The organism is Actinomadura madurae (assembly GCF_047130825.1).
Classification (GTDB): Bacteria; Actinomycetota; Actinomycetes; order Streptosporangiales; family Streptosporangiaceae; genus Spirillospora; species Spirillospora madurae.
Genome location: NZ_CP083237.1, coordinates 378,792 through 403,748 on the forward strand (window position 1 = coordinate 378,792; position 24,957 = coordinate 403,748).

Annotated in this window: 27 protein-coding genes; 8 read left to right on the forward strand and 19 right to left on the reverse strand. The window is 73.3% G+C overall.

What is annotated here, in order from left to right; genetic code table 11:
* Positions 1-12 precede the first annotated feature (12 nt).
* The 3 genes from K8Z49_RS01710 to K8Z49_RS01720 all read right to left on the reverse strand — a co-directional run bounded on the left by K8Z49_RS01710 (position 13) and on the right by K8Z49_RS01720 (position 2,165).
* Positions 13-228: a hypothetical protein gene (locus tag K8Z49_RS01710; protein WP_021598398.1), complete on the reverse strand. Its 216-nt coding sequence runs from the start codon at positions 226-228 to the stop codon at positions 13-15.
* A 145-nt stretch (positions 229-373) separates the two neighbouring features.
* Positions 374-1,063, reverse strand: coding sequence for a hypothetical protein (locus K8Z49_RS01715; RefSeq protein WP_024936674.1), 690 nt, complete (start codon positions 1,061-1,063; stop codon positions 374-376).
* Positions 1,064-1,649: 586 nt separating this feature from the next.
* Entirely contained in the window at positions 1,650-2,165 is a 516-nt protein-coding gene (locus K8Z49_RS01720) for a hypothetical protein (protein WP_021598400.1), read from the reverse strand.
* Between the two features lie 187 nt (positions 2,166-2,352).
* On the opposite strand from K8Z49_RS01720, the gene K8Z49_RS01725 reads away from it, so the two are divergent.
* On the forward strand, positions 2,353-3,141 hold the full coding sequence (locus tag K8Z49_RS01725; protein ID WP_412517473.1) for an ABC transporter ATP-binding protein: 789 nt from the start codon (positions 2,353-2,355) through the stop codon (positions 3,139-3,141).
* 60 nt (positions 3,142-3,201) lie between these two features.
* Here K8Z49_RS01725 and sigJ read toward each other — a convergent pair whose 3' ends face one another.
* Complete coding sequence (gene sigJ / locus K8Z49_RS01730) at positions 3,202-4,107, reverse strand: RNA polymerase sigma factor SigJ (RefSeq protein ID WP_075023676.1); 906 nt, start codon at positions 4,105-4,107, stop codon at positions 3,202-3,204.
* 148 nt (positions 4,108-4,255) lie between these two features.
* On the opposite strand from sigJ, the gene K8Z49_RS01735 reads away from it, so the two are divergent.
* Positions 4,256-6,433 carry an MMPL family transporter gene (locus K8Z49_RS01735; protein ID WP_412517474.1) on the forward strand — a complete coding sequence of 726 codons (2,178 nt, stop codon included), beginning with the start codon at positions 4,256-4,258 and terminating at the stop codon, positions 6,431-6,433.
* A gap of 45 nt (positions 6,434-6,478) precedes the next feature.
* Here the strand turns inward: K8Z49_RS01735 and K8Z49_RS01740 are convergent, their stop codons facing one another.
* From K8Z49_RS01740 to K8Z49_RS01780, 9 genes are all read right to left on the reverse strand, one after another.
* The gene (locus tag K8Z49_RS01740) at positions 6,479-7,843 is read right to left on the reverse strand and encodes an AAA family ATPase (RefSeq protein ID WP_235206589.1); all 1,365 of its coding nucleotides are present in this window, start codon (positions 7,841-7,843) and stop codon (positions 6,479-6,481) included.
* Complete coding sequence (locus K8Z49_RS01745) at positions 7,840-9,312, reverse strand: hypothetical protein (RefSeq protein ID WP_412517475.1); 1,473 nt, start codon at positions 9,310-9,312, stop codon at positions 7,840-7,842. Before K8Z49_RS01745 ends, K8Z49_RS01740 begins: the two co-directional genes overlap by 4 nt.
* 7 nt (positions 9,313-9,319) lie before the next feature.
* Positions 9,320-10,414 (reverse strand): hypothetical protein, encoded by a 1,095-nt coding sequence (locus K8Z49_RS01750; protein ID WP_024936672.1) that lies wholly within the window; start codon positions 10,412-10,414, stop codon positions 9,320-9,322.
* A complete protein-coding gene (locus tag K8Z49_RS01755) occupies positions 10,411-11,244 on the reverse strand; it encodes a hypothetical protein (protein WP_021599698.1) in 834 nt (277 codons plus the stop codon). The genes K8Z49_RS01750 and K8Z49_RS01755 overlap by 4 nt, the downstream gene beginning before the upstream one ends.
* 68 nt (positions 11,245-11,312) lie before the next feature.
* Positions 11,313-11,918 (reverse strand): class I SAM-dependent methyltransferase, encoded by a 606-nt coding sequence (locus K8Z49_RS01760; RefSeq protein WP_412517476.1) that lies wholly within the window; start codon positions 11,916-11,918, stop codon positions 11,313-11,315.
* An 18-nt stretch (positions 11,919-11,936) separates the two neighbouring features.
* The gene (locus K8Z49_RS01765) at positions 11,937-12,326 is read right to left on the reverse strand and encodes a VOC family protein (protein WP_412517477.1); all 390 of its coding nucleotides are present in this window, start codon (positions 12,324-12,326) and stop codon (positions 11,937-11,939) included.
* Between the two features lie 54 nt (positions 12,327-12,380).
* A complete protein-coding gene (locus tag K8Z49_RS01770) occupies positions 12,381-13,247 on the reverse strand; it encodes an NAD(P)-dependent oxidoreductase (RefSeq protein ID WP_412517478.1) in 867 nt (288 codons plus the stop codon).
* 146 nt (positions 13,248-13,393) lie between these two features.
* Positions 13,394-14,485 (reverse strand): phosphotransferase enzyme family protein, encoded by a 1,092-nt coding sequence (locus tag K8Z49_RS01775; RefSeq protein WP_412517479.1) that lies wholly within the window; start codon positions 14,483-14,485, stop codon positions 13,394-13,396.
* A gap of 131 nt (positions 14,486-14,616) precedes the next feature.
* Positions 14,617-15,018, reverse strand: a complete 402-nt coding sequence (locus K8Z49_RS01780) for a nitroreductase family deazaflavin-dependent oxidoreductase (RefSeq protein ID WP_021598175.1) — start codon at positions 15,016-15,018, stop codon at positions 14,617-14,619.
* Between the two features lie 172 nt (positions 15,019-15,190).
* On the opposite strand from K8Z49_RS01780, the gene paaI reads away from it, so the two are divergent.
* Positions 15,191-15,586, forward strand: coding sequence for a hydroxyphenylacetyl-CoA thioesterase PaaI (gene paaI, locus K8Z49_RS01785; protein ID WP_052357972.1), 396 nt, complete (start codon positions 15,191-15,193; stop codon positions 15,584-15,586).
* Positions 15,587-15,597: 11 nt separating this feature from the next.
* On the opposite strand, the gene K8Z49_RS01790 is transcribed toward paaI, so the two are convergent.
* A complete protein-coding gene (locus tag K8Z49_RS01790) occupies positions 15,598-16,464 on the reverse strand; it encodes a helix-turn-helix domain-containing protein (RefSeq protein WP_024936670.1) in 867 nt (288 codons plus the stop codon).
* A gap of 580 nt (positions 16,465-17,044) precedes the next feature.
* On the opposite strand from K8Z49_RS01790, the gene K8Z49_RS01795 reads away from it, so the two are divergent.
* Positions 17,045-17,353, forward strand: coding sequence for a hypothetical protein (locus tag K8Z49_RS01795; protein ID WP_021598178.1), 309 nt, complete (start codon positions 17,045-17,047; stop codon positions 17,351-17,353).
* 81 nt (positions 17,354-17,434) lie between these two features.
* On the opposite strand, the gene K8Z49_RS01800 is transcribed toward K8Z49_RS01795, so the two are convergent.
* From K8Z49_RS01800 to K8Z49_RS01810, 3 genes are read right to left on the reverse strand one after another with little or no spacing between them, the layout of a single operon-like run.
* Positions 17,435-18,217: an ABC transporter permease gene (locus K8Z49_RS01800; protein ID WP_412517480.1), complete on the reverse strand. Its 783-nt coding sequence runs from the start codon at positions 18,215-18,217 to the stop codon at positions 17,435-17,437.
* Positions 18,214-18,990 carry an ABC transporter permease gene (locus K8Z49_RS01805; RefSeq protein WP_021598180.1) on the reverse strand — a complete coding sequence of 259 codons (777 nt, stop codon included), beginning with the start codon at positions 18,988-18,990 and terminating at the stop codon, positions 18,214-18,216. Before K8Z49_RS01805 ends, K8Z49_RS01800 begins: the two co-directional genes overlap by 4 nt.
* The gene (locus K8Z49_RS01810) at positions 18,987-19,892 is read right to left on the reverse strand and encodes an ABC transporter ATP-binding protein (RefSeq protein ID WP_021598181.1); all 906 of its coding nucleotides are present in this window, start codon (positions 19,890-19,892) and stop codon (positions 18,987-18,989) included. Before K8Z49_RS01810 ends, K8Z49_RS01805 begins: the two co-directional genes overlap by 4 nt.
* Before the next feature lie 158 nt (positions 19,893-20,050).
* On the opposite strand from K8Z49_RS01810, the gene K8Z49_RS01815 reads away from it, so the two are divergent.
* The gene (locus K8Z49_RS01815; RefSeq protein ID WP_412517481.1) at positions 20,051-21,187 is read left to right on the forward strand and encodes a sensor histidine kinase; all 1,137 of its coding nucleotides are present in this window, start codon (positions 20,051-20,053) and stop codon (positions 21,185-21,187) included.
* An 8-nt stretch (positions 21,188-21,195) separates the two neighbouring features.
* Entirely contained in the window at positions 21,196-21,852 is a 657-nt protein-coding gene (locus K8Z49_RS01820) for a response regulator (protein WP_021598183.1), read from the forward strand.
* Here the strand turns inward: K8Z49_RS01820 and K8Z49_RS01825 are convergent.
* Together K8Z49_RS01825 and K8Z49_RS01830 are read right to left on the reverse strand one after the other, a co-directional pair.
* On the reverse strand, positions 21,822-21,995 hold the full coding sequence (locus K8Z49_RS01825; protein WP_412517482.1) for a hypothetical protein: 174 nt from the start codon (positions 21,993-21,995) through the stop codon (positions 21,822-21,824). The genes K8Z49_RS01820 and K8Z49_RS01825 overlap by 31 nt on opposite strands.
* A gap of 201 nt (positions 21,996-22,196) precedes the next feature.
* Positions 22,197-23,093 carry a TIGR03620 family F420-dependent LLM class oxidoreductase gene (locus K8Z49_RS01830; protein ID WP_412517483.1) on the reverse strand — a complete coding sequence of 299 codons (897 nt, stop codon included), beginning with the start codon at positions 23,091-23,093 and terminating at the stop codon, positions 22,197-22,199.
* Between the two features lie 80 nt (positions 23,094-23,173).
* On the opposite strand from K8Z49_RS01830, the gene K8Z49_RS01835 reads away from it, so the two are divergent.
* Together K8Z49_RS01835 and K8Z49_RS01840 are read left to right on the forward strand one after the other, a co-directional pair.
* A complete protein-coding gene (locus K8Z49_RS01835; protein WP_412517484.1) occupies positions 23,174-23,881 on the forward strand; it encodes a TetR/AcrR family transcriptional regulator in 708 nt (235 codons plus the stop codon).
* 34 nt (positions 23,882-23,915) lie between these two features.
* Positions 23,916-24,506: a DUF4291 domain-containing protein gene (locus tag K8Z49_RS01840; protein ID WP_412517485.1), complete on the forward strand. Its 591-nt coding sequence runs from the start codon at positions 23,916-23,918 to the stop codon at positions 24,504-24,506.
* The last annotated feature ends 451 nt before the right edge of the window (positions 24,507-24,957 follow it).

Genomic DNA, 24,957 nt, shown 5'->3' on the forward strand with positions numbered 1-24,957 from the left:
CCGGCCGGGCGGTCAGCCGTACCTGATCGCCACGAACAGCGCCAGGCTGGCCACCGTCGTGACCAGCATGACCTGGCCGCGCTCCCGCGCCACGGTGTGCCGGAGGGTCGCCGCCCGCCGCCGGACGAGCCGCATGTCCGACGCGGCGCGGCGGGCCCGCTCCCAGTGGACGCCCATGTAGATCGCCAGGGCCACCAGCCCGAGGATGATCAACCCGTCTCCGCGCATGAGTCCGCCTCCGTTTCCGCGGCAGCTCAGATTGAACAGCGGATCCGGCGGCACCGACAGTGTCCGGCGACACATTTCCGCGCATTGGTCGGAACCGGACCGGGTCGGCCGCCGGATCATGGGCCGGACGGCCGCCCCGGAGATCTCAGCGCCCGAACGACGCGGGGTCGACCTCGATCCAGATCTGCTCGGCGCGCCCCAGCAGCCTGCCCTCCGCCCCGTACAGCGCCGTCGCCGCGTGCATCTTGCGGCCCTCCCGGCTCCGCGCGAGACCCATCACCACGCACTGCTCGCCCGCCTCCGGTACGTCCATGACCTGCGCGGTCATGGTGCCGAGCACCGCGGGCCTGCCGGCCACGTCGAACGACCAGCCGCCCGGGCAGTCCAGCGCCGCCCACACCAGCTCCCGCTCGGGCGTCCGCTCCGGCACCCACGGCGCGGCGACGGTGCCCTCGCCCACGGGCCCCGGTTCGAGCCGCAGCCCGTCCCCGGGCGCCCGGTCCGGCCCGCACACGAAGCAGCCGGGGAACGGATGGTTCTCCGCGGCCCGGTACTTCTCCGCCGCGACCAGCGCGTCCTCGAACGGGACGGGCGCGATGGGCGGCACCACGATCGCCCCCGCCAGCGCCTCGGCGATCAGCCGCTCACCGTCCCAGAGCCGCGCGCTGTGCCCGCGCTCGTCCTCCACCGTGACGGTCAGTTCCGTCTCCAGCGGCGGCGGCTGCCGCAGCGTCACCGTCACCGTGTCGATCGGCACCCGCCCCGCGAGCCGCCCCGCGACGTAACCGCCGTTCCCAGACCCCTCCGGCCCGTGAAACCGCCTATCAATGATCACTTTCGCCCCCGTGCTGACGCACCCCACCAAAACGGCACCGATCCTAATAACCCCCACCGACACCGATCCCCTCGGGGTATCACCACCAATCTGCCACACCCCCGCCCACGCCTCCCCAGCTAGCGCAAACCCGCCCCACCACTGGACACAACCGGTCGCGCAGACCCAGCCCCACGGCCGCAATCGAGTCCAAAGGCGGGTTCAGCGAAGGGGACACCATTGGACTCCACGGACGCACACACCCCAACCACTGCCGCAACCACGCGACGAACTCGTGGCCGTGATCGCGTCCGAAGGCAGGTTCGGCGAAGCGAGCACCTGATCGCCGGAGTAGGACCACAGAACTGAACGACCGCGCAGGCCCCAGCCACCGCCGCAACCACGCGACAACCTCAATCGGTGCGATCGCGTCCGAAGGCAGGTTCAAGCGAAGCGAGAACCTGATCGCGAAGCGAGCCGCAAGGCGAGCCGGAGCGATGCCAGCGATCGCCCGCAGTGCCCGACGATGGAGGGCCGCCAGGCCCGAAGGAGGAGGGCACTGCAATAAACACAGCAGGGCTGCAAGGCCCGAAGGAGGAGAGAAAGGCTAGACAGCTCTCGAGGGTTGGGGGCGGCCTGGGCGGGTGGTGAAGAAGACCGAGAGGGAGCCTTGGAGGCGGGCGCGGACGGTCTCCTCGTCGACGGGGCCGTCATCGGGGACGGGGGTGCGGTCGAGGGCGCGGGCGATGAGGAGTTCGACGTTGCGGTCGGCGACGAGGACGGAGCAGGTGTCGCACGCGTACCAGGGGTAGAGCATGTTGAGGACGGCGACCGCGGTGTCGTCGTCGGACAGGTGCGTGGTGTCCAGCTCGACCTCGAACATGTCGGTGTCGTCGGGGTCGAGCGTGGGGTAGTAGAGCCAGCTCGGCCCGGACACGCCGCAGAAGTCGCAGACGTGGTCCTGCGGGGCGGCCTCGCCGACCGCGAGTTCCAGCTCGTGGTCCCACGGCTCCACCCGCCGGTTGTGGCGGTAGCCGACGCCGTCCAGCGAGCCCTCGCGGTTGTGCGTCACGTCGTGCACCTCGCCGCCGCACCGGGCGCACATGAAGCCGATGTCCTCCATGTCCCTCCCCTGATCGCTGAGGCACCGATCTCACAGTATCCGCCCGGACGCCTCGCTCGTGCCAGGCGGCGGCACTCGGGTAGCTTGAAGATCGTCACGACGCCTCCGTCCCGGCGATCCCGGTCCCGCGCGCTTCCCGCGCGCCGCACACCCCGCGCGCTCCTCATACCCACGAACGGGAGGTTCCGTGCCCGACGTCGTGCTGAACGCGGACAAGATCGATCTGGTCCGGGAGCGGCGGCCGCTGCTCGACCGCGTCACGATGACGGTGCTGCGCGGCGAGCACTGGGCGCTGATCGGGCCGAACGGGGCGGGCAAGAGCACGCTGCTCGGCATTCTCGGCGCCTACACGCATCCGACGCGCGGGTCGGCGGAGATCCTGGGCCGCCGGCTCGGCCGGGTGGACGTCCAGGAGCTGCGCAGGCTCATCGGGCAGGTGAACCCGCGGCATCCCCTGGAGTCGGCGCGGACGGTCCGGGAGATCGTCCTCACGGGGGTGACGGGCACCATCGAGCTCGTGCCGCGGTGGACGCCGTCCGAGGGCGACCTGCGCCGCGCCGACGAGCTGATCGAGCTGATGGGGCTGACGCCCAGGGCGGACGCGCGCTGGCCGACCCTGTCGCAGGGCGAGCGGGGGCGGACGCTGATCGCGCGGGCGCTCATGCCGGATCCGGCGCTGCTGCTCCTCGACGAGCCCGCCACGGGCCTGGACGTCGCCGCCCGGGAGCGGCTGCTCGCGAGCCTCGACCAGCTGCGCGCCGACCGTCCCGGCCTGACGACCGTGCTCGTCACGCATCACCTGGAGGAGCTCCCGACCAGCACCAGCCACGCGCTGCTGCTGCGCGAGGGGCAGGTGCTCGCCTCGGGACCGGCCGGGGAGGTCCTCACGACCGAGCTGGTCAGCGCGTGCTTCGACCACCCGATCACCATCACCCGGCACAACGGCCGCTGGGCGGCGACGGCGGGACACGCCTGAAGGGCCCTCCGGGTACCACACCGAGGCATCCGCGAGACGGATGTCCGGCCGAAGCCCGTCTCAGCCCAGCTCCGGAACCTTCGCGAGCTTGTCCGGGTTGCGGATGAGGTCGATCGCGGTGATCAGCCCGGCGTCCACCGTGAACGCCATGACCGACAGTCCGCCGTCGCCGTCCCGGGCCACCAGCCCGGGAACGCCGTTGACCTCGGCGGGCAGGATGTCGAACGGGCCCGCGGCCTGGGCACGGGCCAGCAGCATGCCGGCCACGAGCCCCGCCTCCCGCACGGCGTGCCGCAGCGTGACGACCTTGCCCCCGCCGTCGCCGCGCAGCACGACGTCCGGGTCGAGTAGCGCGATGAGGCCCGGCAGGTCGCCGTTCTGGCAGGCGGCCGCGAACGCCGTGACCAGCTCCCGCTGTTCGGCTTCCGTCACCGGTGTCCGCGGACGCCCGTCCTCGACCTGCCGGCGCGCCCGCGAGGCGAGCTGCCGCACCGCCGCCGGCGTGCGGCCGACGACCTCGGCGATCTCGGGGAAGGGGACGCCGAACACGTCGTGCAGTACGAACGCGGTGCGCTCGGCGGGCGAGAGCCGCTCCAGGACGACGAGCAGAGCCATGCTCACCGACTCGTCCAGCGTGACGCGGTCGGCCGGGTCGTCGGAGCCGGCCACGACCAGCGGCTCCGGCAGCCACATGCCGACGTAGTGCTCCCGGCGTGCGCGCGCGCTGCTCAGGGTGTCGAGCGCCAGCCTGCTGACGGTGGTCGTCAGCCACGCGGCGAGGTCACGGACGGACGCGGGGTCGTCCAGCCCGCGCAGCCGCAGCCACGCCTCCTGCACGCAGTCCTCGGCCTCCACCAGTGAGCCCGTCATCGTGTAGGCCACCCGCAGCAGCCGCGGCCGGTTGGCCTCGAAGGACCGCGCCAGCATCTCCTCGGTGTCTCGTACGTCCCGCTCCGTCAGTCCCATGAGCTGTAGACGACGTAGCCGGTCCGGGTGTGACAGGGCATCCCTCCCGCGGGGTGCCCTGTCACACCTCGGAGGGCTGCGTCGTCAGGCAACGAAGCCTCATCAGGCCGACCCATGGACGCCGACGACCCTCCGGGGGGAAGAGATCATGACACTGACCCAAACGGACCGGGAAGAGAACACCCGACCACCTGCGCGGCGAGGAGTGTTCGCCCGCGTCGCGGGGTTCGCCCACCGCCGCCGATGGCTCGCCCTGATCCTGTGGGTGGCGGTCCTGGCCGGCGTCTGGGCCGCCGCGTCGGTCACGGGTGACGACTACCGCAACGACTTCTCCCTCCCCGGCACCGAGTCGCAGCAGGCCGCCGACCTGCTGGCCGAGCACGGCGCCGCCCGTGCGGGGGACACCGTCGAGATCGTCCTGCACGACGAGGGCGGCCTGCGCGAGCCCGACGTCCAGAAGCGCGTGGGGGACATGCTCGACGAGGTCGCGGGACTGCCCAAGGTCGGCCAGGTCCGCAGCCCGTACGACGGCGAGGGCGCGATCAGCGGGGACGGCACGATCGGCTACGCCACCGTGGTGCTCGACGTTCCCTCGCAGGACATGCCGAAGAACGACACCCAGCGCATCTTCGACACCGCTCAGGAGGTCGAGGGCGACGGGCTCCAGGCCGAGCTGGGCGGCGATGCGGCCCGGCTGCTGGGGGAGGGCGGGACCGGTTCCGCGGAGGGCGTGGGGTTGATCGCGGCGCTGGTCATCCTCGTGCTGATGTTCGGCACGGTCATCGCCGCCGGGCTGCCCATCATCATCGCCCTCTTCGCCGTCGGGTCCACGGTCGGCGGCATCGTCGTGGCGTCGCACGTCTTCACGATCGCCGAGTGGACCCCGCCGGTGATGATCCTGGTCGGCCTCGGCGTCGGCATCGACTACGCGCTGCTCGTCTTCGCCCGCTACCGCGCCGAGTTGGTGCGCGGCGCGGAGCCGGAACGGGCCACCGTGAACGCGCTGGACGCCGCCGGCCGCTCGGTGTTCTTCGCCGGCTGCACCGTCATTCTGGCCCTGCTCGGCCTCGTCGCCTTCGGTCTCGGCTCGCTGCAGGGCATGGCGCTGTCGGTCGCGATGACCGTGCTGATGACCATGCTCGCCGCTCTGACCCTGCTGCCGGCCCTGCTCGGCGTCTTCGGCCGCCGGTTCGCCCGCCAGTTCACCCGGCGCGCCGAGCGGCGCGAAGCCAAGGGCAAGGCCGTCGAGGGCACCGCATGGCGGCGGCTCGCCGCCGTGGTGCAGCGGCGCCCGCTGGCCTCCCTGCTGGCCGCCGCGGTGGTCCTCGGAGCACTCTCCTTCCCGGCGCTGGGCATGCGGCTCGGGTTCTCGGACGCGGGCAGCGACGCGCCCGAGACGACCAGCCGGCAGGCCTACGACCTGCTCTCCGAAGGCTTCGGCCCCGGCTTCAACGGCCCGCTGCTGGTGGTGGCCGACGGCGGTCCGGGCGGCGCCGCCCAGTCCGGTGCCGAGGCGACCCGCGCGCTGAGCGGCACCCCGGGCGTGCAGGCCGCCGCGGACCCCGTGCCCACGCCGGACGGCGAGGCCGCGACCATCCTCGCCTTCCCCTCCTCCGCACCGCAGGACGAGGAGACCTCCGAACTGGTCGGCACTCTGCGCGACGACGTACTGCCGGAGCTGTCCGATCGGAACGGTGCCCGGTACCTGGTCGGCGGAGCAACGGCCGCGTCCGAGGACTACGCCGGCAAGGTCGCCGACCGGCTGCCGCTCTTCATGGCCATCGTCGTCGGCCTCTCCGTGCTCCTGCTGATGGCGGTGTTCCGCTCGGTGCTCGTCCCGTTGAAGGCCGCGCTGCTGAACCTGCTCAGCATCGGCGCCGCGCTCGGCGCGATGACCCTGGTGTTCCAGGACGGCCGGCTCGGCGTGGAGCCCGGCCCGATCGAGGCGTACCTGCCGGTGATGGTCTTCGCGATCGTCTTCGGGCTCTCCATGGACTACGAGATCTTCCTGATCTCCCGGATCCACGAGGAGTGGACGCGTTCCAAGGACCCCTCCCACGCCGTGCGGGAGGGACTGGCCCACACCGGCTCGGTGATCACCGCGGCCGGCGCGATCATGGTCGTGATCTTCGGCGCATTCATGCTCAGCACGCAGCGGCTGCTCCAGCAGGCCGGCTTCGGCATGGCGGTGGCGATCTTCGTGGACGCCGTCGTCATCCGCTGCCTGATCGTTCCGGCGGCGATGGAGCTGATGGGCCGCCGCGCCTGGTGGCTGCCGGCGCCGCTGGCCCGGCTGCTGCCCAAGGTCGAGCTGGAGCGGCACTAGGCGCGGCGCCACCGGTCGCCCGTTCGCCGATTGTTCGCCCAGGCGTTAGCCGCCCGCGACGCGGTGCCGGGCCAGGTGGGCGAGGACCGACTGGTTCGCCTCCCACCCGTCCGGGAACTTCACCGGCACGCCGAGGTGCACCGGTTCGGCGGACGGATGCGCGTCCAGCAGCTCGGGGATCCCCGCCCGCGCCACGACGACGCAGGCGTGCCGGTGCCGCGACGTCAAGACGCACAGCCGCCCCGACTCCAGGTGGAACGCGGTCGCGTCGCGGCGCCCCGACAGCGGATGCAGGACGACCGTCACGTCGTACTCGCGGCCCTGGAGGCGGTTCGCCGTGTCGACGGTGACGCCCTCGCCGTGCGGGCCGAGCGCGGCGCGGATCGCGGTCACCTGGTCGCGGTGCGCGGCGCCGATCGCGACGCGTCCCGCGTCCACCTGCCCCGATCCCAGTTCGGAGTGCGCGACGGGGCCGCGCTGCAGCAGCCGGACGGCGAGCGCCGCCGTGGCCCGTACGGCCTCGGCGTCGGTCCGCAGCGTGTGCCGCGCCGGCAGCTCGTACAGGGCCCAGCCGGTGGACGCCGCCTCTTCGAGCGCGCGGTCGTAGGTGGTGCCCATGCCGCGCGCGGCGTACTCCAGCCGCCGGTCGCCCGGCCCCGTCCCGGCGCGGAAGCCCGTGAACGGGTAGAACGCCTCCGACACGACGGGCGCCGCGGACGCGGGCAGCCGCCACGACACCGGCAGCCGGTGCACGGGCAGGTCCGGGTTGTGCGCGAGCAGGACGGACACGGCGCTGCGCAGCGGGTCCCAGGACAGCCCCGCCCAGCGCTCGACCTCCACGGTGGAGAACGGGTCGAGCTGGCCGGGGTCGCCGACGAACAGCGCCCGCTCGAAGCGCCCGGCGATGCGCAGCAGCATGTCCGAGCGCATCTGGTAGGCCTCGTCGACGATCGCCCACGGCCACGACCCGTCCGAGAGCGTCGCCCACTTCGCGGCGGTCGCGATCACGACGGTGTGCTCGGCGAGGTCGTCGGCCTTCTGCGCGACCCGCACCGCCGGATGCGCCAGCACCCGCTCGGAGGGGAGGTATCCCGACGCCGACAGCCGCCCCAGCGTGATGCCGGGATGCCTCCCCGCTATCCGCTCGATGAGGTCGTCCACCTGCTCGTTCGTCTGCGCGACGATCATGAGCCGCTCGCCGGCCTCGGCCAGGTGCGCGGCGGCCCGCACCACCAGCGTCGACTTGCCCGCGCCCGGCGGGGAGTCGACCACCACGCCGCGGTGCCCGCCGCCGAGATCGGCCAGGACCGCGTCGACGACCCGGGCGGCCGCCTCCCCGGGAGCGAGCGGCGACGGGTCCGGATCGTCCGCAGCCACCGGCGTCAGGTGGCGGCCCGCGTGTTCGGTCACGACCATTCCTCTTCGGCGTCCTCGTCGGTCGGCACGTAGTCGGCGGGCGGCCCGCCGTGCGTCCACGGCGTGTCGTCCCGGTCGGGGAACTTCGCCGCGCCGAACGAGCCCTCCGTCAGCGACGTGAAGCACACCCGGTCGCCCACCTCCGGCACGGCGCCCGCCTCCGGAGTGAGCTTTCGGCCCATCCCGCCGGTCAGCTCCAGCACGACGCCGCCGCCGTCCAGCTCCACGATCCTCCCCTTGAGCGCGGGCCGGGCCGCGTTGCACACCGTCGTCCCGGCGTCCAGGCGCACCGGGTCCCGGGTCTCCACCCGCAGCAGCGGGCGGAGCTTCGGCCGCTTGCCGGTCTCGTCCAGCCGGGTCGGGTCGCATTCGGTGACCGTCCCGCCGAACGCCTGGCCGGCCAGCCGGTGCTCGGCCATCACCAGGGGGTCGTCGAACGCCCGCTGCGCGTCGTAGGCGTCCTGCGCGCGTTCGAGGTCGTGCAGCCGCCGCGCCGCGCGGACGGGCGGGTCGCGGCGCGCCTGGGGATACGCCTCGCCGAACGTCTGGTGGTAGTAGGTGAAGGCGTCCCGGTCGCGCTCCCACCGCCGCGGGACGCTCGCCCCCTCCGGCAGCGCACCTAGCAGCCCGACGGCCCGCCACATCAGGTCCCACGTCGGGGTGAGCTGCCCGGCGAGCGCGGAGCGCAGCCGCTCCTCGGCGCGCGAGCCGGTGCCCGCCCGGTCGTAGGCGGCGATCGCCGGCGCGAGGACCTCGTTGTCGAACGTCGGGTCGGTCGTCGGCCCCGCCGGCGGGCAGACCACCGGGTCCTCGGCGCGGGCCGCGGCGGCCGGGCCGTCCAGGCCGTCCGGCGGGTCGATCCAGCCCATCAGCGCGGCGAGGTTGCCGTCCTCCAGCGAACTCTGGCCCGTGGCCCAGTGCAGCCGCAGCAGCTCGGTCATCGCGCCCAGCAGCGACGACCCGGGATGGTCGTGGCGGTCGGCGAACCACGTCAGCCAGCGGCCGAGCACCGGCACCGCCGGGTCCACCGCGTACGGGCCCTCGGTGCTGCGGAACCTCGTCGAGCGGCCCATCAGCCGCAGGAACGCGACACCGCCCCGGTTCGGCACGAGCAGCTGCGGCGCGTCCCCGTACCGGATCCTCTCGTCGCCGTCCTTGCCGGGCGGCAGCTCCTCCACCGCGCCCCGGCTCGTCTCGATGTGGTTCAGGACGAGCTTGGCGAGGCTCGCCGCGAACGCGAACCGCAGGTCGCGGTTGCGCGGCTGCGGGACGACCAGCAGCGTCGGGTCGTCCGGCGCGCTGCCGGCCAGCACGGCCAGCGGCGCGGCCGCCTCCCCGGAGAGCTTCAGCGGGACGAGGACCAGCGGCGCGTCCGAGACATGGCAGTGCCGGACGGTCGCGACGGGCTGCGCGATGCCGGCGGCCACCGCCTGCAACCGCGCGAGCGAGGACAGCGCGCTCATGGACGGATCACGCGGCCCCGTGCAGGGCTTCCGCGCGCAGCCGGGCCGCGGCCCGCAGCTGCGCGGCCGTCTCGGCCAGGTCGTCGGACGGGTGCAGCGTCCCGTCCGCCAGCGCGAGCGCGGTGCCGACCGTGTCGACGCCGCCGAGGTCGTCGCGGACGGACCGGCCGAGCGCGCCCGTCGCCCCGCACGCCCGCGCCTCGTCCCGGCAGAACAGCGCCATCTCGCACCCCGACATGCACTCCGGCGAGTACCGGGCCTCCACCGCGCGGACCGACGTGGCGAGCGCCTCGCCGGGCTCGAACGTCAGGTCGCCGGGCAGCTCCACCAGGATGTCGTCGATCCGGGTGAGCCGCGCGAGCTGCCGTTCGAGGACGGCGAGCTGCGGCCGCACGTCCAGCGGCGTCGCGGTCGGGCGGTTGGAGAAGTTCTCCGGGCAGACCAGGAAGACGTCGTGCGAGACGCGCGCCGGGTCGTGCCCCAGCTCGGCCACCAGCCGGCGCAGCGCGAGCACGTACACCGCCGACTGCCTCGCCGCCGCCGCGACCTGCTCGGGCTCGGCCTGCCCGTCCACCACGGCGAACGACTTGACCTCGATGACGTGCAGCCGGCCCGCGAACTGGAACGCGATCACGTCCGGCTCCAGGTAGGCGGGGTGCCCGGCGATCTCCAGCCGCAGCAGCGGATGGTCGAACAGCGTCCCCTCGCCGCTCTCCAGCGCGCGGGCGACCAGCCGCCGGGTGCGCGAGTGCCGCAGCTCCCGGCCCTCGTTGCCCGCGACGACCTCCAGGTCGTCGTAGGAGACCTCGGGGACGTCGAGGCCGAGCCGCTCGCGCAGCAGCGTCAGCAGCTCCGCGCACCCGTCCGCCTTCACCTGCGCCTCGAACACGTTCCCGCGCGTGATCGCGAACTGCGACTGGCCGAACGGCGCGGGGAAGCCCAGCTCCCGCGCCACCGCGTCCTTGTCGACGCCCGCCGCGTCCATCACGCCGCGGCGGGCGCAGCCGGGGTTGGACGTCAGCGCGGCGATGGTGCGGGCGTCGTGATTGCGCGGGGGCGCTCCGCCGCGCAGCCGGTCCAGGTCCGGCGCGGTCTCGGTCATCGGTCCGTCTCTCCGTTGATGGCGGGGCGCCGGCCGGAGTCCCGCAGGGACCGCAGCCGGCTGCCGAACAGCCGTTCCGCGTCGTCGAGCCGTTCCCGGGCGCGGGCCGCGGCGGCCTCGCGCCGCCGCCGGTCCGGATCCCGGTGCACGTCCAGCTCGGCCCGGGCGGCCTCGGCCAGCGCGGACGGCTCGACCGTACCGACCGTACCGGTGACCGCACCGGGAATGTTGGACGCGAAACGCCACAGCAGCCGCTGCACTCCGGGCGGCGGCGTCCCGCGCCCGGCGTGCTCGGCGAGGCGCACCGCCGACGTGAGGAAGTCGGTGCGCGGGCTCAGCGGGCCGACGATCCGCTGCTCCAGCGGCCACGTGCTCACGGTGAGCAGGCCGCGGGCCGGTGCGAGAAGGTCGGCGGTCAGCGCGGCGCACAGGTAGTACGGCCGGGCGTAGGGGGCGGTGCGGAACGAGCGCTCCTCGTCGCGCCGCAGGCTCGTCAGCCGGCTCCCGGGGATCTCGCCGGGGAAGAAGGCCGCGTACACCGATCCGATCAGCTTGGGCGCGGCGGGGACGCCGAGCAGCGTGAGCGCCTGGTGGACCTGCTCCCGGACGGGCAGCAGCCCGCGCTCGCCGCTGTCGGAAGGCTTCGCCGGCGGGTCGCCGGCGCCGAGGACCGCGTCGTCCCACGCGCTCTCGGCCCGGCGCAGCTCGGTGCGCAGCGCGCGGGCCCGCTGCCGGTCGCCGGACGCCATGGCCCGGCGGACGGCGGCGCGCAGCTCGGCGATGCGCGCCTCCAGCTCGTCGGGGGTCGGGACGCCGGGGGACCGGGGCATGGCGCAGACAGTACAGGTGCTTCCCGACACTTCCAGTGTTTTCCAGCTTTGGCGTGGCGCGATCCGGTTCAGCGCGGCTTCCGCCACACGAGGGAGTACCGCCACAGCAGGTGCCTGCGGAAGACGGCGCCGGGCAGGACGCGCTGCGCCTCGTCCCGCACCTCGGCCCAGGTCATGGCGGGATCGGCGATCGGCGCTCCCGGTCCGCCGCGGGAGCGGCGCAGGTTCCGGAGGCGGAGGGCGTGGTGGGCCGGGAGGCCCATTGCCGAGAACGCCCAGTCCCGCGGCCCCTTGTCGCCGGCGAGGCTGATGACCACGAGGCCGCCGCCCGGCCGCAGCGCGTCGCGCATCGCGGACAGCCCCTTGGCGAAGTCCATGTGGTGGATGGCCGCGATGCTGCAGACGAAGTCGTAGTGGTTCTCGGGCAGGTCGTGCTCCAGCAGGCCGGCCTCGACGAACTCGACGTTGCCGATGCCCTCGCTCAGCCTCCTGGCCTTGGCGACCATCTCCGCCGACCGGTCGAGCCCGGTGACGTGCGCCGCCCGCGGTGCGAGGCGGCGCGCGAGCAGGCCGTCGCCGCAGCCCACGTCCAGTGCCTCGCCGCAGCCGCGCGGCACGTTGCGCAGCACGACGTCGTGGTAGTGGGTGTTGTGGTTCCAGTACTCGTCGGTCATCGGCGCCGCCGGTGGGGGTCAGGATCGCTGGTCGCGGCGCAGGGGGTGCGCCTCCGGGACCTCCACGATAACGATCTTGACGCCGTCGGGGTCCTCGATCCACATCTCGACCAGCCCCCACTGCTCCTCGCGCGGTTCCCGCGTGACGCGCGCCCCGGCCGCCGCGAGCCGCTCGTGCTCCGCCCGGACGTCCCGGACCTGCAGCCAGATCATCGGGGACGGTCCCGTCCCGCCCGCGCCGTGCCCGGACACCTCCAGGAACCCGGGGCCGAGGAAGAACACCACGCCGGGGGAGGCGGCCGGGCCGAACTCCCGGTAGACGGCGAGGCCCAGCACGTCGCGGTAGAAGCGCTGCGTGCGCGCCGGGTCACCCGGGCGAAGCAGGATGCGGCTGCTCAGAACGTCCATGCCCACCATCCTCGCCCGGGTGCCGCCCGGGTGCGGGCACCGGGATGCCCGGTGTCAGCCGGTGAAGCTCGCCCGGTAGGTGGCGGCCATGTCCTCGTCGCCGTGGCCCTGCTCGATCACGCGCCGGAACCGCGTGCCCGCCGCGTCGTTCACATCGACCCGGATGCCCGCGCTCGCGGCGGACTCGTGGATCAGCCGGGTGTTCTTCTCCGCGTTGCGGACGGCGAAGCTCGGCTCGAAGTCGCCGGCGAGCATCGCCTTCATCTTCATCTGCAGGTAGACGCTGTCGAGCGGGCCGCCGGTGAGGACCTCGCCGAGCAGGGCCGGGTCGAGCCCGAGCCCCTCGGCCAGGGCGACGGACTCGGCGACGACCGAGGTCAGCGAGATGGCGTAACTCACCGCGGCCAGCTTGAGCCGGGTGCCTGCGCCGCTCGCGCCGTCCTCGTCCAGCCACAGGGTCCGGGCGCCGACGGCGCCGAAGACGGGCTCCAGGACCTCGCGCCCCCGCTGCGGGCCGGCGGCCAGGATCATCAGCTTGCCCTGCTCCGCGGGCTGCTTGGTGCCCTGGACGGGGGAGTCCACGAACGTCAGTTCGTGCTCGGCGGCGAACCCGGCCAGGGCCGGGACGTCCGCGACGCCGACCGTCCCCATCTGCGCCCAGACCTGTCCGCTGCGCAACGCCGGGACGGCGTCCTTCATGACCGACAGCGCCGTATCGGCGTCGTTCAGCATCGTGATGACGACCTCGGCGTCCCGGACGGCCCCGGCGGGGGAGTCCGCGACGGCGGCTCCGTCGGCGGCGAGCGGCTCCGCCCTGTCCCTGGTGCGGTTCCACGCCACGACCTGATGGCCGTTCCGGAGGAGGTTCCGGGCCATCGGGGCGCCCATGATCCCGGTGCCGAGCACGGCGATCTGCGTCATTCTCCCGCTCCTTTTGGACTAATCAATTCAAAATGGTGGGGGCGCCAGCTTGGCACAGCGGGCGCATGTCGTGCATCCCCGAACGGGTCCCTACCCGGCCGCGGCGGAGACTCGCCGCGACCACGCGCCGGACACGACCGGCCGGTTCAGCCGTAGGCGGGGCTTTCCTCCAGCACGTCGGCGGGCGCCGCGGTGTACGGCGCGGCGAACGCGTCGAGGGTGCGTTCGAGCTGGGCGGACCACCAGGGCACGAGGGACGCGGGGCCGCGCTCGGCCGTCCCGTCCTCACCGAGGTACCGGTGGCGCAGCGGCGCCACGTCGCAGAGCCGCTCCCACCATTCGCGGTGCACCGCCGACTGGATCTGGCCGGCGTCCAGCGGGTACGCCGACCGGTGCCCCCGGACGAACGCCTGGACGCGGTCGAGATCGAGGCCGCGCTCGTCCTCGCAGGCGAACAGCCGCGCCGCCGACCGGACGACCTCGCCCGCGACCGGGCCCGTCGTCAGCCCGTCCCAGCCGAGGACGGCGGTGACGTTGCCCGAGCCGCCGTAGCGCAGATGCCCGGCGTGGAACGAGCCGTGCAGGTGCCCCACTGTGCTCACCTCGATGTCCGGCGGCTGGTGGCCCGCGAACTCGGCGAGCAGGTCGCGGCGTTCGCGCAGGCGGCGGACGGTCAGCGCGTCGAAGTCGGTGCCGCCGTCGCCGTCCGGGACGTCCCGCAGCATCTCCTCCACGGCCGCCGCGGCGTCGGCGGCGCGCGGCGTCGGAACGAGCATGCTCTGCTGGACGGGCGCCGTCAGCTCGTCGAGCGTGGCGTGCAGGCGGCCGAGCAACTCGCCCAGCGCCTCGCACTGGGCGAACGTCAGCTCCAGCCCGCCGCGCCCGCGGCCCCCGACCCACGGGTACAGGACGTAGCCGCGGCCGGCGGCGGTGACCAGCGTCCGGCCGCCGCGCGCCGGCACCGGCGCGAGCACCGGGAGGCCCGCGGCGTCGAGCGCGGCCGTGACGCCGTGCCGGAACAGCACGCGGCGCCTGTCGGGCCGCTCGTACTCCTTGAGGAAGTAGGCATCGCCGGCAGCGTCGACCCGCCAGCTCCGGGGACCGCGCCCGGAGCCCAGCGGCGTCGCCTCGGCCGGCGTGCCGATCTCCCAGCGGCTCAGCAGCCGCGGCGGCGGCTCGGCGCCGCCCTCGCCGACGCCGCTCCCGCGTTCACTGTCAGAGCTGTGTGACGTCGGCACGTCGGCACCTCGGCTGGGTCGGACGGACGGCGGTCGAATGGATGTTCTACGCCGACGCTACACGTCCCGGCCGCGCCGCGAAAGCGGACCGCGCGGACCCGCGGACCGCGCGGTCCGCGCGGTCCGCCGCCTCAGACGCGTTCCAGGATGACGACGGGGATGGGACGGCTCGTCTTCTTCTGGTACTCGTCGTAGTCGGGCCACGTGGCGGCCATCTTCCGCCAGAGCGGCGGCTTCTCCTCGGGCGTCGCCGTGCGCGCCCGAGCGGTGAACCTGTCGCCGCGCACCTGCACCTTCACCTCGGGGTCCGCCTCAAGGTTGAGGTACCAGGACGGGTGCTCGTCCGCGCCGCCGTTGGACGCGACGACCAGGTAGGCGTCGCCCTCCGGCTGGTAGATGAGCGGAGTGGTGTACTCCTTGCCGCTGCGCCGTCCCTTGGCGGTGAGCAGGAGGGTGATGGTCCCCTGCCAGTCGTGTCCCTCCTCGCCGTCCGTCGCCTGGTAGCGGTCGACGTGCTCCTTGCCGAAAAGCATGCATTCTCCCTGTGTTCGGACCTTGAGGCGATCACTGTCGTGAACAGCCGGACCCGCAACGACCTTCCCGATGGGCCGCGTCTCAAATGCGCGCCGTCCGCATCGGCGTGCCGATCACTACCCTGGGCTGGTGGACGACGCGGCAGAGCTGGCGTGGCGGTGCGCCGAGACGATGTACGCCCGGGACAAGGTGGCGCAGGACCTCGCGATGGAGATCGCCGAGGTGGCGCCGGGGCGGGCGCGGCTGCGGATGACGGTCGCGGACACCATGGTGAACGGCTACGGCATCGCGCACGGCGGCTACCTGTTCCTGCTGGCCGACTCCGCGTTCGCCTACGCCTGCAACACCCATGGGGCGGTGACGGTCGCCGCGTCCGCCGACGTGGTGTTCGTGGCGAGCGCGCACGGCGGGGACGTGCTGGAGGCGACGGCGGTGGAACGCGTCCGGTACGGACGGAGCGGCGTCTACGACGTGACGGTCCGCCGCGTCGCGGACGGAGCGGTCATCGCGGAGTTCCGCGGCGGAAGCCGCAGCCGGGACCAGCGCGTCATCGACGGCCCGCCGTGATCCGCACGGGGTCAAAGGTCGTTCAGGACGTCGGTGAGGTAGCGCACGGTGTCGTCGGGGCGCTCGGCGGTGATGCACAGGTTGTTCATGGCGCGCATGTAGGTGTCGACGTCGGTCGGCTTGTCGAGGTAGAGCGCGCTGGTGAGCTGCTCCAGGTACACGACGTCGGACAGGCCGGGCTCGGCGAAGCGCAGGATGGTGAACGGGCCGCCGGCCGCGGCGTGCCCGCCCGCGCCGAACGGCACGATCTGCAGCGTGACGTTGGGCAGCTCGCACACCTCGATCAGGTGCTGGAGCTGGGCCCGCATCACGGCGCGCCCACCGAGGGGACGGCGCACGACCGCCTCGTCCAGCACGGCCCACAGGGTCGGAGCGCCCGGTGAGGTGAACCGGTGCTGCCGGGTGGTGCGCACCTGGACGCGGCGCTCGACCTCCTCGTCGGACGCGTCCGAGAAACCGAGGCGGACGACCGCTCGCGCGTAGTCCTCCGTCTGCAGCAGCCCGGGGACGAACTGCAGCTCGTAGGTGCGCAGCAGGGAGGCGGCCTCTTCCAGGCCGAGGTACACCTCGAACCAGCTGGGCAGGACGTCGCCGTACCGGTGCCACCAGCCGGGGGTGTTGGCCTCCTTCGCGAGCTCCAGCAGCGGGGCCCGCTCGTCCGGATCGGAGACGCCGTACAGGGTCAGCAGGTCGGAGACGTCGCGCTCCTTGAAGCCGACGCGGCCGAGCTCCATGCGGCTGATCTTCGAATGGGAGCCGCGGATCTCGTAGCCCGCCTGCTCGGTGGAGATGCCGCGGGCCTCACGCAGCCGCCGCAGTTGTGCGCCGAGGAGAATGCGCAGGACGGTGGGGCCGCCGCGGCGCGGATAATCGATCAGCCGTCCGGCCGGATCACCCTCGGACGGAGGTGTTGGAGCAGCTGAATCCTGGGCCAAGGGGTCACCAGCCAGTCGACGGGTCTGCGCGGGGGAGGATCGGCACCGCCCTATGTTAGAGGATGCGGACCGGTTTTTGGGAAGTATGAATGGCAGTTCCGATGGGAGCGGCCGTTCGGCGCTCGACGTGGGCGTTCGCGGCGGGCACGGCCCGTGACCAGTGCCGCCGGTGGCGGACCGGCTGCGGAACGTGGCGTTGCCGTCACAAGAGCGTTGGCCGGACGGTCATTTCCCTGCCCTCCAGGTCACCGTTGGTGCGCGAATTGTCCGCCGTTCTCCGGCAATGACCCCGTCCAATCCTGACAGGGCATTTCGCCGGCGGTCGTATGACGCGTGATTGTCGATGGTCTCTTACTATGGTGAACATTCCGGGTGCCCGCCTCCCCGGCGGCGGCCGAGTGACGAAGCTCTCGTCCGGCTCGGGCGTGATCGTGGACGCTCCCGACGTTCGACCATTCAGAGGGGCGGCCACAGCCGCCCCGTTTCCGATGGGCGATCACAACCTCGCATCTGGGGGACCACCATGAACGCTACCCGTGAGAGACCGGAGATCCGGTTCCTGACCTCGGGCGATGTCTCGGCCCACGAACGCGCCGCCGCCGAGCGGGCCGTCTGGAAGGCGCTCTCCGCCGCCCGCGGGGTCACCTCCGTCCAGGTCACGCTGAGCGTCGTCGCCGACCGGTCGCTGCCGCGCCCGGCCCTGGCCCAGGCGGTCGTCGAGCTGGACGGCCGGCGCGTGCGCGCCCAGGCCGCCGCGCCTCGCATCGACGAGGCCATCGACATGCTCCGCGAGCGCCTGGCGGTCCGGGCGACGTCCCTGCAGGCCGGCTGAGCCTCGCCTGCTGTGAGCGGGCTTCCATGAGTGAACGGCGGCGCCCCATGACGGGACGCCGCCGTTGGTGGTTCCAGGGGCTCAGGCGTCCCGCCGGGCGAGCACAAAGGCGGCGGCCGCGAGCGGCGCGAGCGCGTACGCCAGCAGTACCGCGGTCGCCATCCCCGGAGACAGCAGATCCCCGTATATGGAGTTCTCCGCGCTGAGGCTGGACATCTGGTGGGGCAGAGCACCGGGCATGACCGACGCGGCACGATCGCTCCAGGGCTGCGGCAGGTGGATGACGAGCAGCGGTAGGACGTGCCAGACGAACACCACCGAGACGAGCGATCCCGCCGTGGACCTCAGCAGCACACCGAGCGCCAGGCCGAGCAGCGCGAAGACCGGGACCACCGTGCCCGAGACGAGAAAACTCGGCAGATCGTGCGCTATGGACTCCTGCTGGTCCACGAACGGCCGGTCGCCGACGACGAGCCGCGACCCGAGGAACGCGCAGACCGTCACCGCCTCGCCGGCGACCAGTGCGACCGTCCCGACGACCGCGGCCTTGGCCAGGAGCAGCGTGCGGCGGGCCGGAATCGCGGTGATGCTGGTCCGGATCATGCCCGTCCGGTACTCGGACGTCACCGTCAGCACGCCGAGGATCGCCAGGCACAGCGACGCCACCCACCCGGCCAGCTCCTGGAGGGGCCGCAGCCGGAACTCCGCGCGGCGCTCCGCGGACAGGCCGTCCCAGACATGCGCCGACTGCAGGGCCAGCAGCAGGACGACCAGGAGGAACCCGAACGTCACCGCCATGATCCAGTAGGTCGACCGGACGGAGCGCAGCTTCCGCCATTCGGCCGCGACCGCGTCGCCCGTCATGCGTCCCTCCGGATGAACGAGAACGCGCCCGCCGCCAGCGCGATCACGACGTAGGCCGCCAGGAGCGCCACGGCGGCGGGCGGCGACAGGACTCCGTGGGCGCCGGACGAGCCCGGCGCCCCGGCGATCTGGTCGGACAGGTTGCCCGGCAGCGCCGACCAGATCCGCTCGTCCCACGGGGACGGCAGCAGCTGGGCGAGCGCGGGCAGGATGAACAGCACCGCCATGCCCGCCGTGATCGTCCCGGCGGTGGAGCGCAGCACGGCCCCCAGCCCGAACGTGATCAGCGTGATCGCCGCCGTCGTCAGCCCCAGCCACAGGAGGTGGGCGGCGACGTCGGCCACCGGACCCTGGAACGTGGCCACCGGCCGGTCGCCCACGATCGCCCTGCCCGCCGCGGCCCCGACGACCAGGGACGCCACGGCCGCGGCGAACATGGCCCCGGCCGCCACCCCCGCCTTGGCGGCGAACAGGGGGAGCCGACGGGGCAGCGCGGCCAGCGTCGTCCGGTTCATCCCGGACGAGTACTCCGACGTCAGCGTCAGCGCACCCAGCACCACCGCGCACACCGGCAGCGCCACGGCCAGCGGCTGCTCCGCCGGAGCCGACCTCGCCGTCGCCCTCCGCGCGGCCGACAGGCCGTCCCAGTAACGGGCGACGTAGAAGGACCACAGGACGCACAACAGCATGAACACCGCGATCGTCCCGGCGATGGCCAAGGTCGAGCGGACCGTCCGGAGCTTGTACCACTCCGCCGCGAGCGCGTCGATCACGAGGCCACCGCCCCGAACTCGGCGCTGCCCGCCGTCAGTTCCATGTAGGCCTCCTCCAGCGACGCGCTGTGCGGCGTCACCCCGTACAGCGGGATCCCGTGCGCCGCGGCCGCGTCGCCGATCGCGGCGACGTCCAGCCCGGTCACCGAGAGGGAGCCGTCCGGCACCCGCTCGACGGCGCCCCCGGCCCCGGCGAGCACGGCGGTCAGGTCGGCCGGGCGCGGCGAGCGGACGACCACCCCGCGCCGGAACCGGTCCGCCAGCTCCCGCACCGACGTGTCCGCGATCAGCCTGCCGCGCCCGATGATGATCAGCCGGTCGGCCGTCAGCTCCATCTCGCTCATCAGGTGGCTGGAGATCAGCACCGTCCGGCCGCCGGCGGCGAGGGCCCGCATCAGCTCGCGGATCCAGCGGACGCCGTCCGGGTCCAGGCCGTTCACCGGCTCGTCGAACATCAGCACGCCCGGGTCGCCGAGCAGCGCGGCGGCGATCCCCAGCCGCTGCCGCATCCCCAGCGAGAACCCGCCGACCCTCTTCCGCGCGACCCCGGCGAGGCCCACCTGCTCCAGGACCTCCGCGACCCGCCGCATCCCGATCCCGTTGCTGCGCGCCAGCCAGCCGAGATGGTCGTACGCCCGCCGCCCCCCGTGCACGGCGCTCGCGTCCAGCAGCGCCCCCACCTCCCGCATCGGGCGGCGCAACGCCGTGTACGGGCCGCCGTTGATCAGCGCCGAACCGGACGTCGCCTTGTCGAGCCCCAGGAGGATGCGCATGGTCGTCGACTTCCCGGCCCCGTTCGGGCCGAGGAACCCCGTCACCGTGCCCGGTCTCACGACGAAGGACAGGCCGTCCACCGCGGTCGTCCGGCCGTAGCGCTTCGTCAGCTCACGTACCTCGATCATGCGGTCGACGGTCCTACGGAACGTCCCCGTCCCACATCGGAACGTGGTCGGGAACCGCGCGTGCGACCGTGCTCCGAGGCTGCCGCCCCCGCTCAGACCCTGGTATGACGTCCGCCGGCACGAGGCGTCGGCCCCGCCCCGCCCGCTACCTTCGTGCCGTGGACGAATCCGAGCTGCGCTCCCCGGTCTTCAGGCGGCTCAGCCGGCGCGGCCTCATCGGCCTGGACGCCGGAGCGGCGATCCTCTACCTGCTGGTGATGCTGACGCTCCCCGCGGGCGGCGGCTCCATGCTCATGGCCGCCGTGCTCATCCCCGCCGCGGGGCTGCCGCTCGCCCTGCGGCGCCTGTGGCCCGTTCCGGTCTTCGCCGTCACCCTGGCCGCCTCGACCGCCATGCTGGTCGTCGACCTGCCCTGGGACTCCTACGCCGCCGCCGCGTACGCCCTGTACCCGGTCGCGCTCACCCGGCGCCGCCGCCGCTGGATCCCCACGTCGCTCATCGGCGCCGCAAGCGGCCTGTTCATCCTCGGCGGCGCCATGGTCGGGCCCGCCGGCCGCCATGCCGAGATCGCCGGCAAGATCCTGCTCGGCCTCGCCGTCCTCGGCGCGTCCTGGACGCTCGGCCGCGTCGTCCGGGAGCGCCGCGCCCAGGCCGCCCGCTCGGCCCGCCGCCTCGCCGACCAGGCCGTCTCCGACGAACGGCTCCGCATCGCCCGCGAACTCCACGACGTCGTGGCGCACAGCATGAGCCTCATCGCCGTCAAGGCGGGCGTGGCCGTCCACGTCGCCGGGGCGCGGCCCGAGGAGGCGCTCGACGCGCTGCGCGTCATCGAGGCCACCAGCCGCTCCTCACTCGCCGAGATGCGGCACCTCCTCGGGGTCCTGCGCACCGGCGCCGCCGACGCCGAGCTGACCCCCTCCCCGGGTCTGGCCGAGCTGTCCGGCCTCGCCGACCGCGCCGCGATGGCCGGCGTCCATGTCGATCTGGACGTCGACACCGGCGACCTCCCCGACGGCGTCGCCCTCTCCGCCTACCGCATCGTGCAGGAGGCGATCACCAACGTCGTCAAGCACGCCGCGCCCGCCCGCTGCCGCGTCCGCGTCGAGGCCGACGGCGCCCGGATGCGCATCGACGTCACCGACGACGGGCCCGGCGTCCGCGTCCTGCCGGGCGGGGACGGGCACGGCCTCATCGGCATGCGCGAGCGCGTCATGATGTACGGCGGCGACTTCACCGCCGGGCCCCGTCCCGAGGGCGGTTTCGCCGTGTCGGCCGCCTTCCCGTACGAGAGCTAGGGACACCGTTGGATCTGAGCGTCCTCGTCGCCGACGACCAGGCCCTGCTGCGCGGCAGCTTCCGCGTCCTGATCGACACCGCGCCGGGCCTGCGCACCGTCGGAGAGGCCGGCGACGGCGCCGAGGCGGTCGCGCTGGCCGAGCGCGAACGCCCCGACGTCGTTCTCATGGACGTCCGCATGCCCGAGATGGACGGCATCGAGGCCACCCGGCGGATCTGCGCCGACCTCCCGGACGTCCGCGTCCTGATCCTCACGACCTTCGACCTGGACACCTACGTCTACGCGGCGCTCCGCGCGGGGGCGAGCGGCTTCCTGCTCAAGGACACTCCGCCCGCCGACCTCCTCTCCGCGATCCGCGTCGTCGCGTCCGGCGAGTCGCTCCTGGCCCCCACGGTCACCCGCCGCCTGATCGCCGAGTTCGTCCGCCGCCCCGGCCCCGTCCAGCCGCCCCCGGAGGGCCTGGACGCCCTCACCGACCGCGAACGCGAGGTCCTCATCCTCATCGCCCGGGGCCTGTCCAACGCCGAGCTGGCCGAACACCTGCACCTCAGCCCCGCCACGGTGAAGACGCACATCGGCCACCTGCTGGCCAAGCTCCAGGCCCGCGACCGCGCCCAGCTGGTGATCACCGCCTACGAGACCGGCCTGATCCGCCCCCGCTGACCGCGCGGGCCCGCCTCGCGCCAGGCGGCCAGGGCGTCCTCGTCCCGGCCGCCCCCGCTGACCGCGGGCCCGCCCGCCGCATCGGTGATGCGCACCCTCGCGTAGGCGAGGTCGTCCAGCGGCACCTCGTCCGACATCAGCACGGCCGCGCGCGGTCCCTCATTCGTTGTTCCAGGCGCGGCGGTCGGCTCCGGCCTTGGCGGCGTGGCGGGCCGATGTCGCCGGGACCAGAGGACGGCCATGCGCTGGGGGCGTCGACGGCACGAAGAGGCCGCGCTCTCGCGCAGGCCGGGGCCCCTGGCGCCTTCCGCAAGACGGTGCCGGAGTCGGCTTCGGCGCCGGGGTCAGAGGAGGAACGGGGCGAGGCGCTCGTAGTGGGAGGCGGTGGAGGGCAGATCCGGGGCGAAGGCGGTGACGCCGACATGGTCGGCACCGGCGTCCAGGTGGTCCTGAACCCGCTTGGCGATGGCGGTCTCGTCGCCCCAGGTGAAGCAGGCGTCGATGACCTCGTCGGACCCGCCGCCGGCGAGCGCCGCGTCGTCGTAGCCGAGGGTCTTCAGAGAGCGGACGTAGGGCGAACCCGGCATTTCGAGCATCTGGGTGCCCCGTGCGATGCCGCGCGCCTTCTCCGGGTCGGCTTCCAGGATGGCCGCCTGCATCACCACGAGCAGTTTGTCCGGGCCGAGCCGTTCCCTGGTGGCCCTGGTGTGCTCGACGGGCATCGCGGCGGGGAGGGCGCCGTCCGCCCGGTCCCGGGCCAGCTCCTGCATCTTCGGGCCGAGCGCCGCCACCAGGCGGGGGAACGGCACGTCGGGCACCGGGGCCGCGCCCGCCGACGCGTCCATGCCGTCAAGGTACTCGCGCATCCTTTTCAGGGGGCTCGTCCACTTCTGTCCGCTCTGTTCGACGATCGCACCCATGCTGACGCCGACCCCCAGGGCCAGCCGGCCGGGATAGGCGTCCCCCAGCACCGCGGCCGCGCCTTGCATGGCGGCGGGGTGGCGCGCCCAGAGATTCGCGATGGCCGAACCCGACGCGATCCGGTCCGTCGCGGCGAGCATCATGGCCATCTGGCTGAACACCTCACGGCCGCCGATGGCCTCGTTCAGCCAGATCGCCCCGTAGCCCGCCTCCTCGACGCGCCGCGCCGCCCGCCCCCACTCCTCGGCGGGCGCGATGGGCGTCACCAGCGCGACGCCGACCCTGCCCAGCCTGCCGCGCGCCTCGTCCACCGCCGTCATCGACCCTCCTATAATCGGAACCAGCAACCCGCTTAGGACAGTACCGGAACGCTCGCCCCGCTTGTCAAGGAGGCCCAGGTTTGGCGGAACGACCCCGGCGCGCCGACGCGCGCCGGAACCGAGAGCGCATCCTCCAGGCCGCCTATGAGGCGTTCGCCTCGGACGGGCGCCTCGTCCCGCTCGACGACATCGCCCGTCGCGCGGGCGTCGGAGCGGGCACCGTCTACCGCAACTTCCCCACCAAGGAAGCTCTCTTCGAGGCGGTCGTAACACAGCGGATCGAGGAGATCATTCGTGAGGCACAGGCCCTCGCGGATGCTGCCGACCCCGCCGAAGCGTTCTACGGATTCCTGATGCGGGTCGTGGAGCGCGCCATGTACAACCACTCCCTGTGCGACGCCTTGGCGACGGACCTTCGGACGCTCGACGCCTGTGGCCTGGACGAGCAGTTCACCGTCGCCCTCGACGCCTTGCTGCGCCGGGCGCAGGCCGCCGGCGAGGTGCGCGCCGACGTGGACGTCCACGAGGTCCGCGCCTTGCTGGGCGGCGCGATGCTGATGGAAAGGCAGCACGGCACCGAAGGACGCATGACAGCGCTGGCCCTAGACGCCCTCCGCTACGTAACGAAACAAGACGAAACACCTAGCAAGTCGCATAACGAAACTCGCTGCGAAGTCTGCGCGGCCACCCTCACCTCCGCGTCCACGGGCCGTCCCGCCCGCTACTGCGGCGTGTCCTGCCGCCAGAAGGCCCACCGCCGCAGGACGGCCGCCGCGAAATCCGGTTGAGCGCCACCGCCGCCTGCGCCACCCTGACCGGACCATGCGCACACGCGAGATCCGCGCCGTCCACGACCGTGACTCGATCACCGTCTACCAGGCGTACACCCGTGAGATCGGCGCCCCGGCGGTCGAGCACAACACGTTCGTCCCGCCGTTCTCCCGGCACCGCATGACCTGGATCAAGCCGTCGTTCCTCTGGCTGATGGCGCGCAGCGACTGGGCCCGCAAGGCGGGCCAGGAGATGATCCTCGCGGTCAGGATCAGCCGGGAGGGCTGGGAGGAGGCCCTGACCCTGGCGGTCCCGACCGACCCGGACCGCCGCGTCTTCCGCAGCTCGGACGAGTGGCGCCGCCGTTTCGCCGAAGCGGTCGTGCACGTCCAGTGGGACCCCGAACGCTCGCTCCGTGGTCAGAAACTAGAGGCCCGCAGCATCCAGGTAGGCCTAAGCCGCCACATCATCGACCGCTACGTCGACGACTGGATCCTCGACGTAGAAGACCGCACGCCCCTAGCCCGAAAAATCCACGACCACCTAAAAGCCGGCCGCACCCCCCAAGCCAAGGCCCTACTCCCAAAAGAACGCCCGTACCCGCTCCCCCCACCCATAGCCCACCGCCTAGGAGCCCCCTAACCACAGCCACCCACCCACAACCCGCCGCCGCAAATCTCCACCGACACCGAGTCCACCCCCGACGCCCGCCCACACCCCACACCACCAAAGCCCAACCGCGCCCGCCCACCAACCGCGCCCGCCCAACGGCGCCCGCCCGCCAACGGCGCCCGCCCGCCAACCGCGCCCGCCCGCCAACCGCGCCCGCCCGCCCAAGGGCGCGTGCCCAACGGCGCGTGCCCAACGGCGCGTGCCCGCCCCGCGCGCCCGGGCGCCGTCGTACCTGGCCCTGCCGGGGCCGGGCCGCCGCGACCCATCCGACGTGCTCGGAGATCTGCAGGCACCTCAAGTCTGGCCGCACCGTCAAAGGCCAAGGCTCTGCTGCCCGAGGAACGCCTCATCCGTTTCCGGCCCCCGTGGCGCGTCCTCTCGGAGCATCCAGGCCAGAGGCAGATGTCCCGCCACGGGGCAG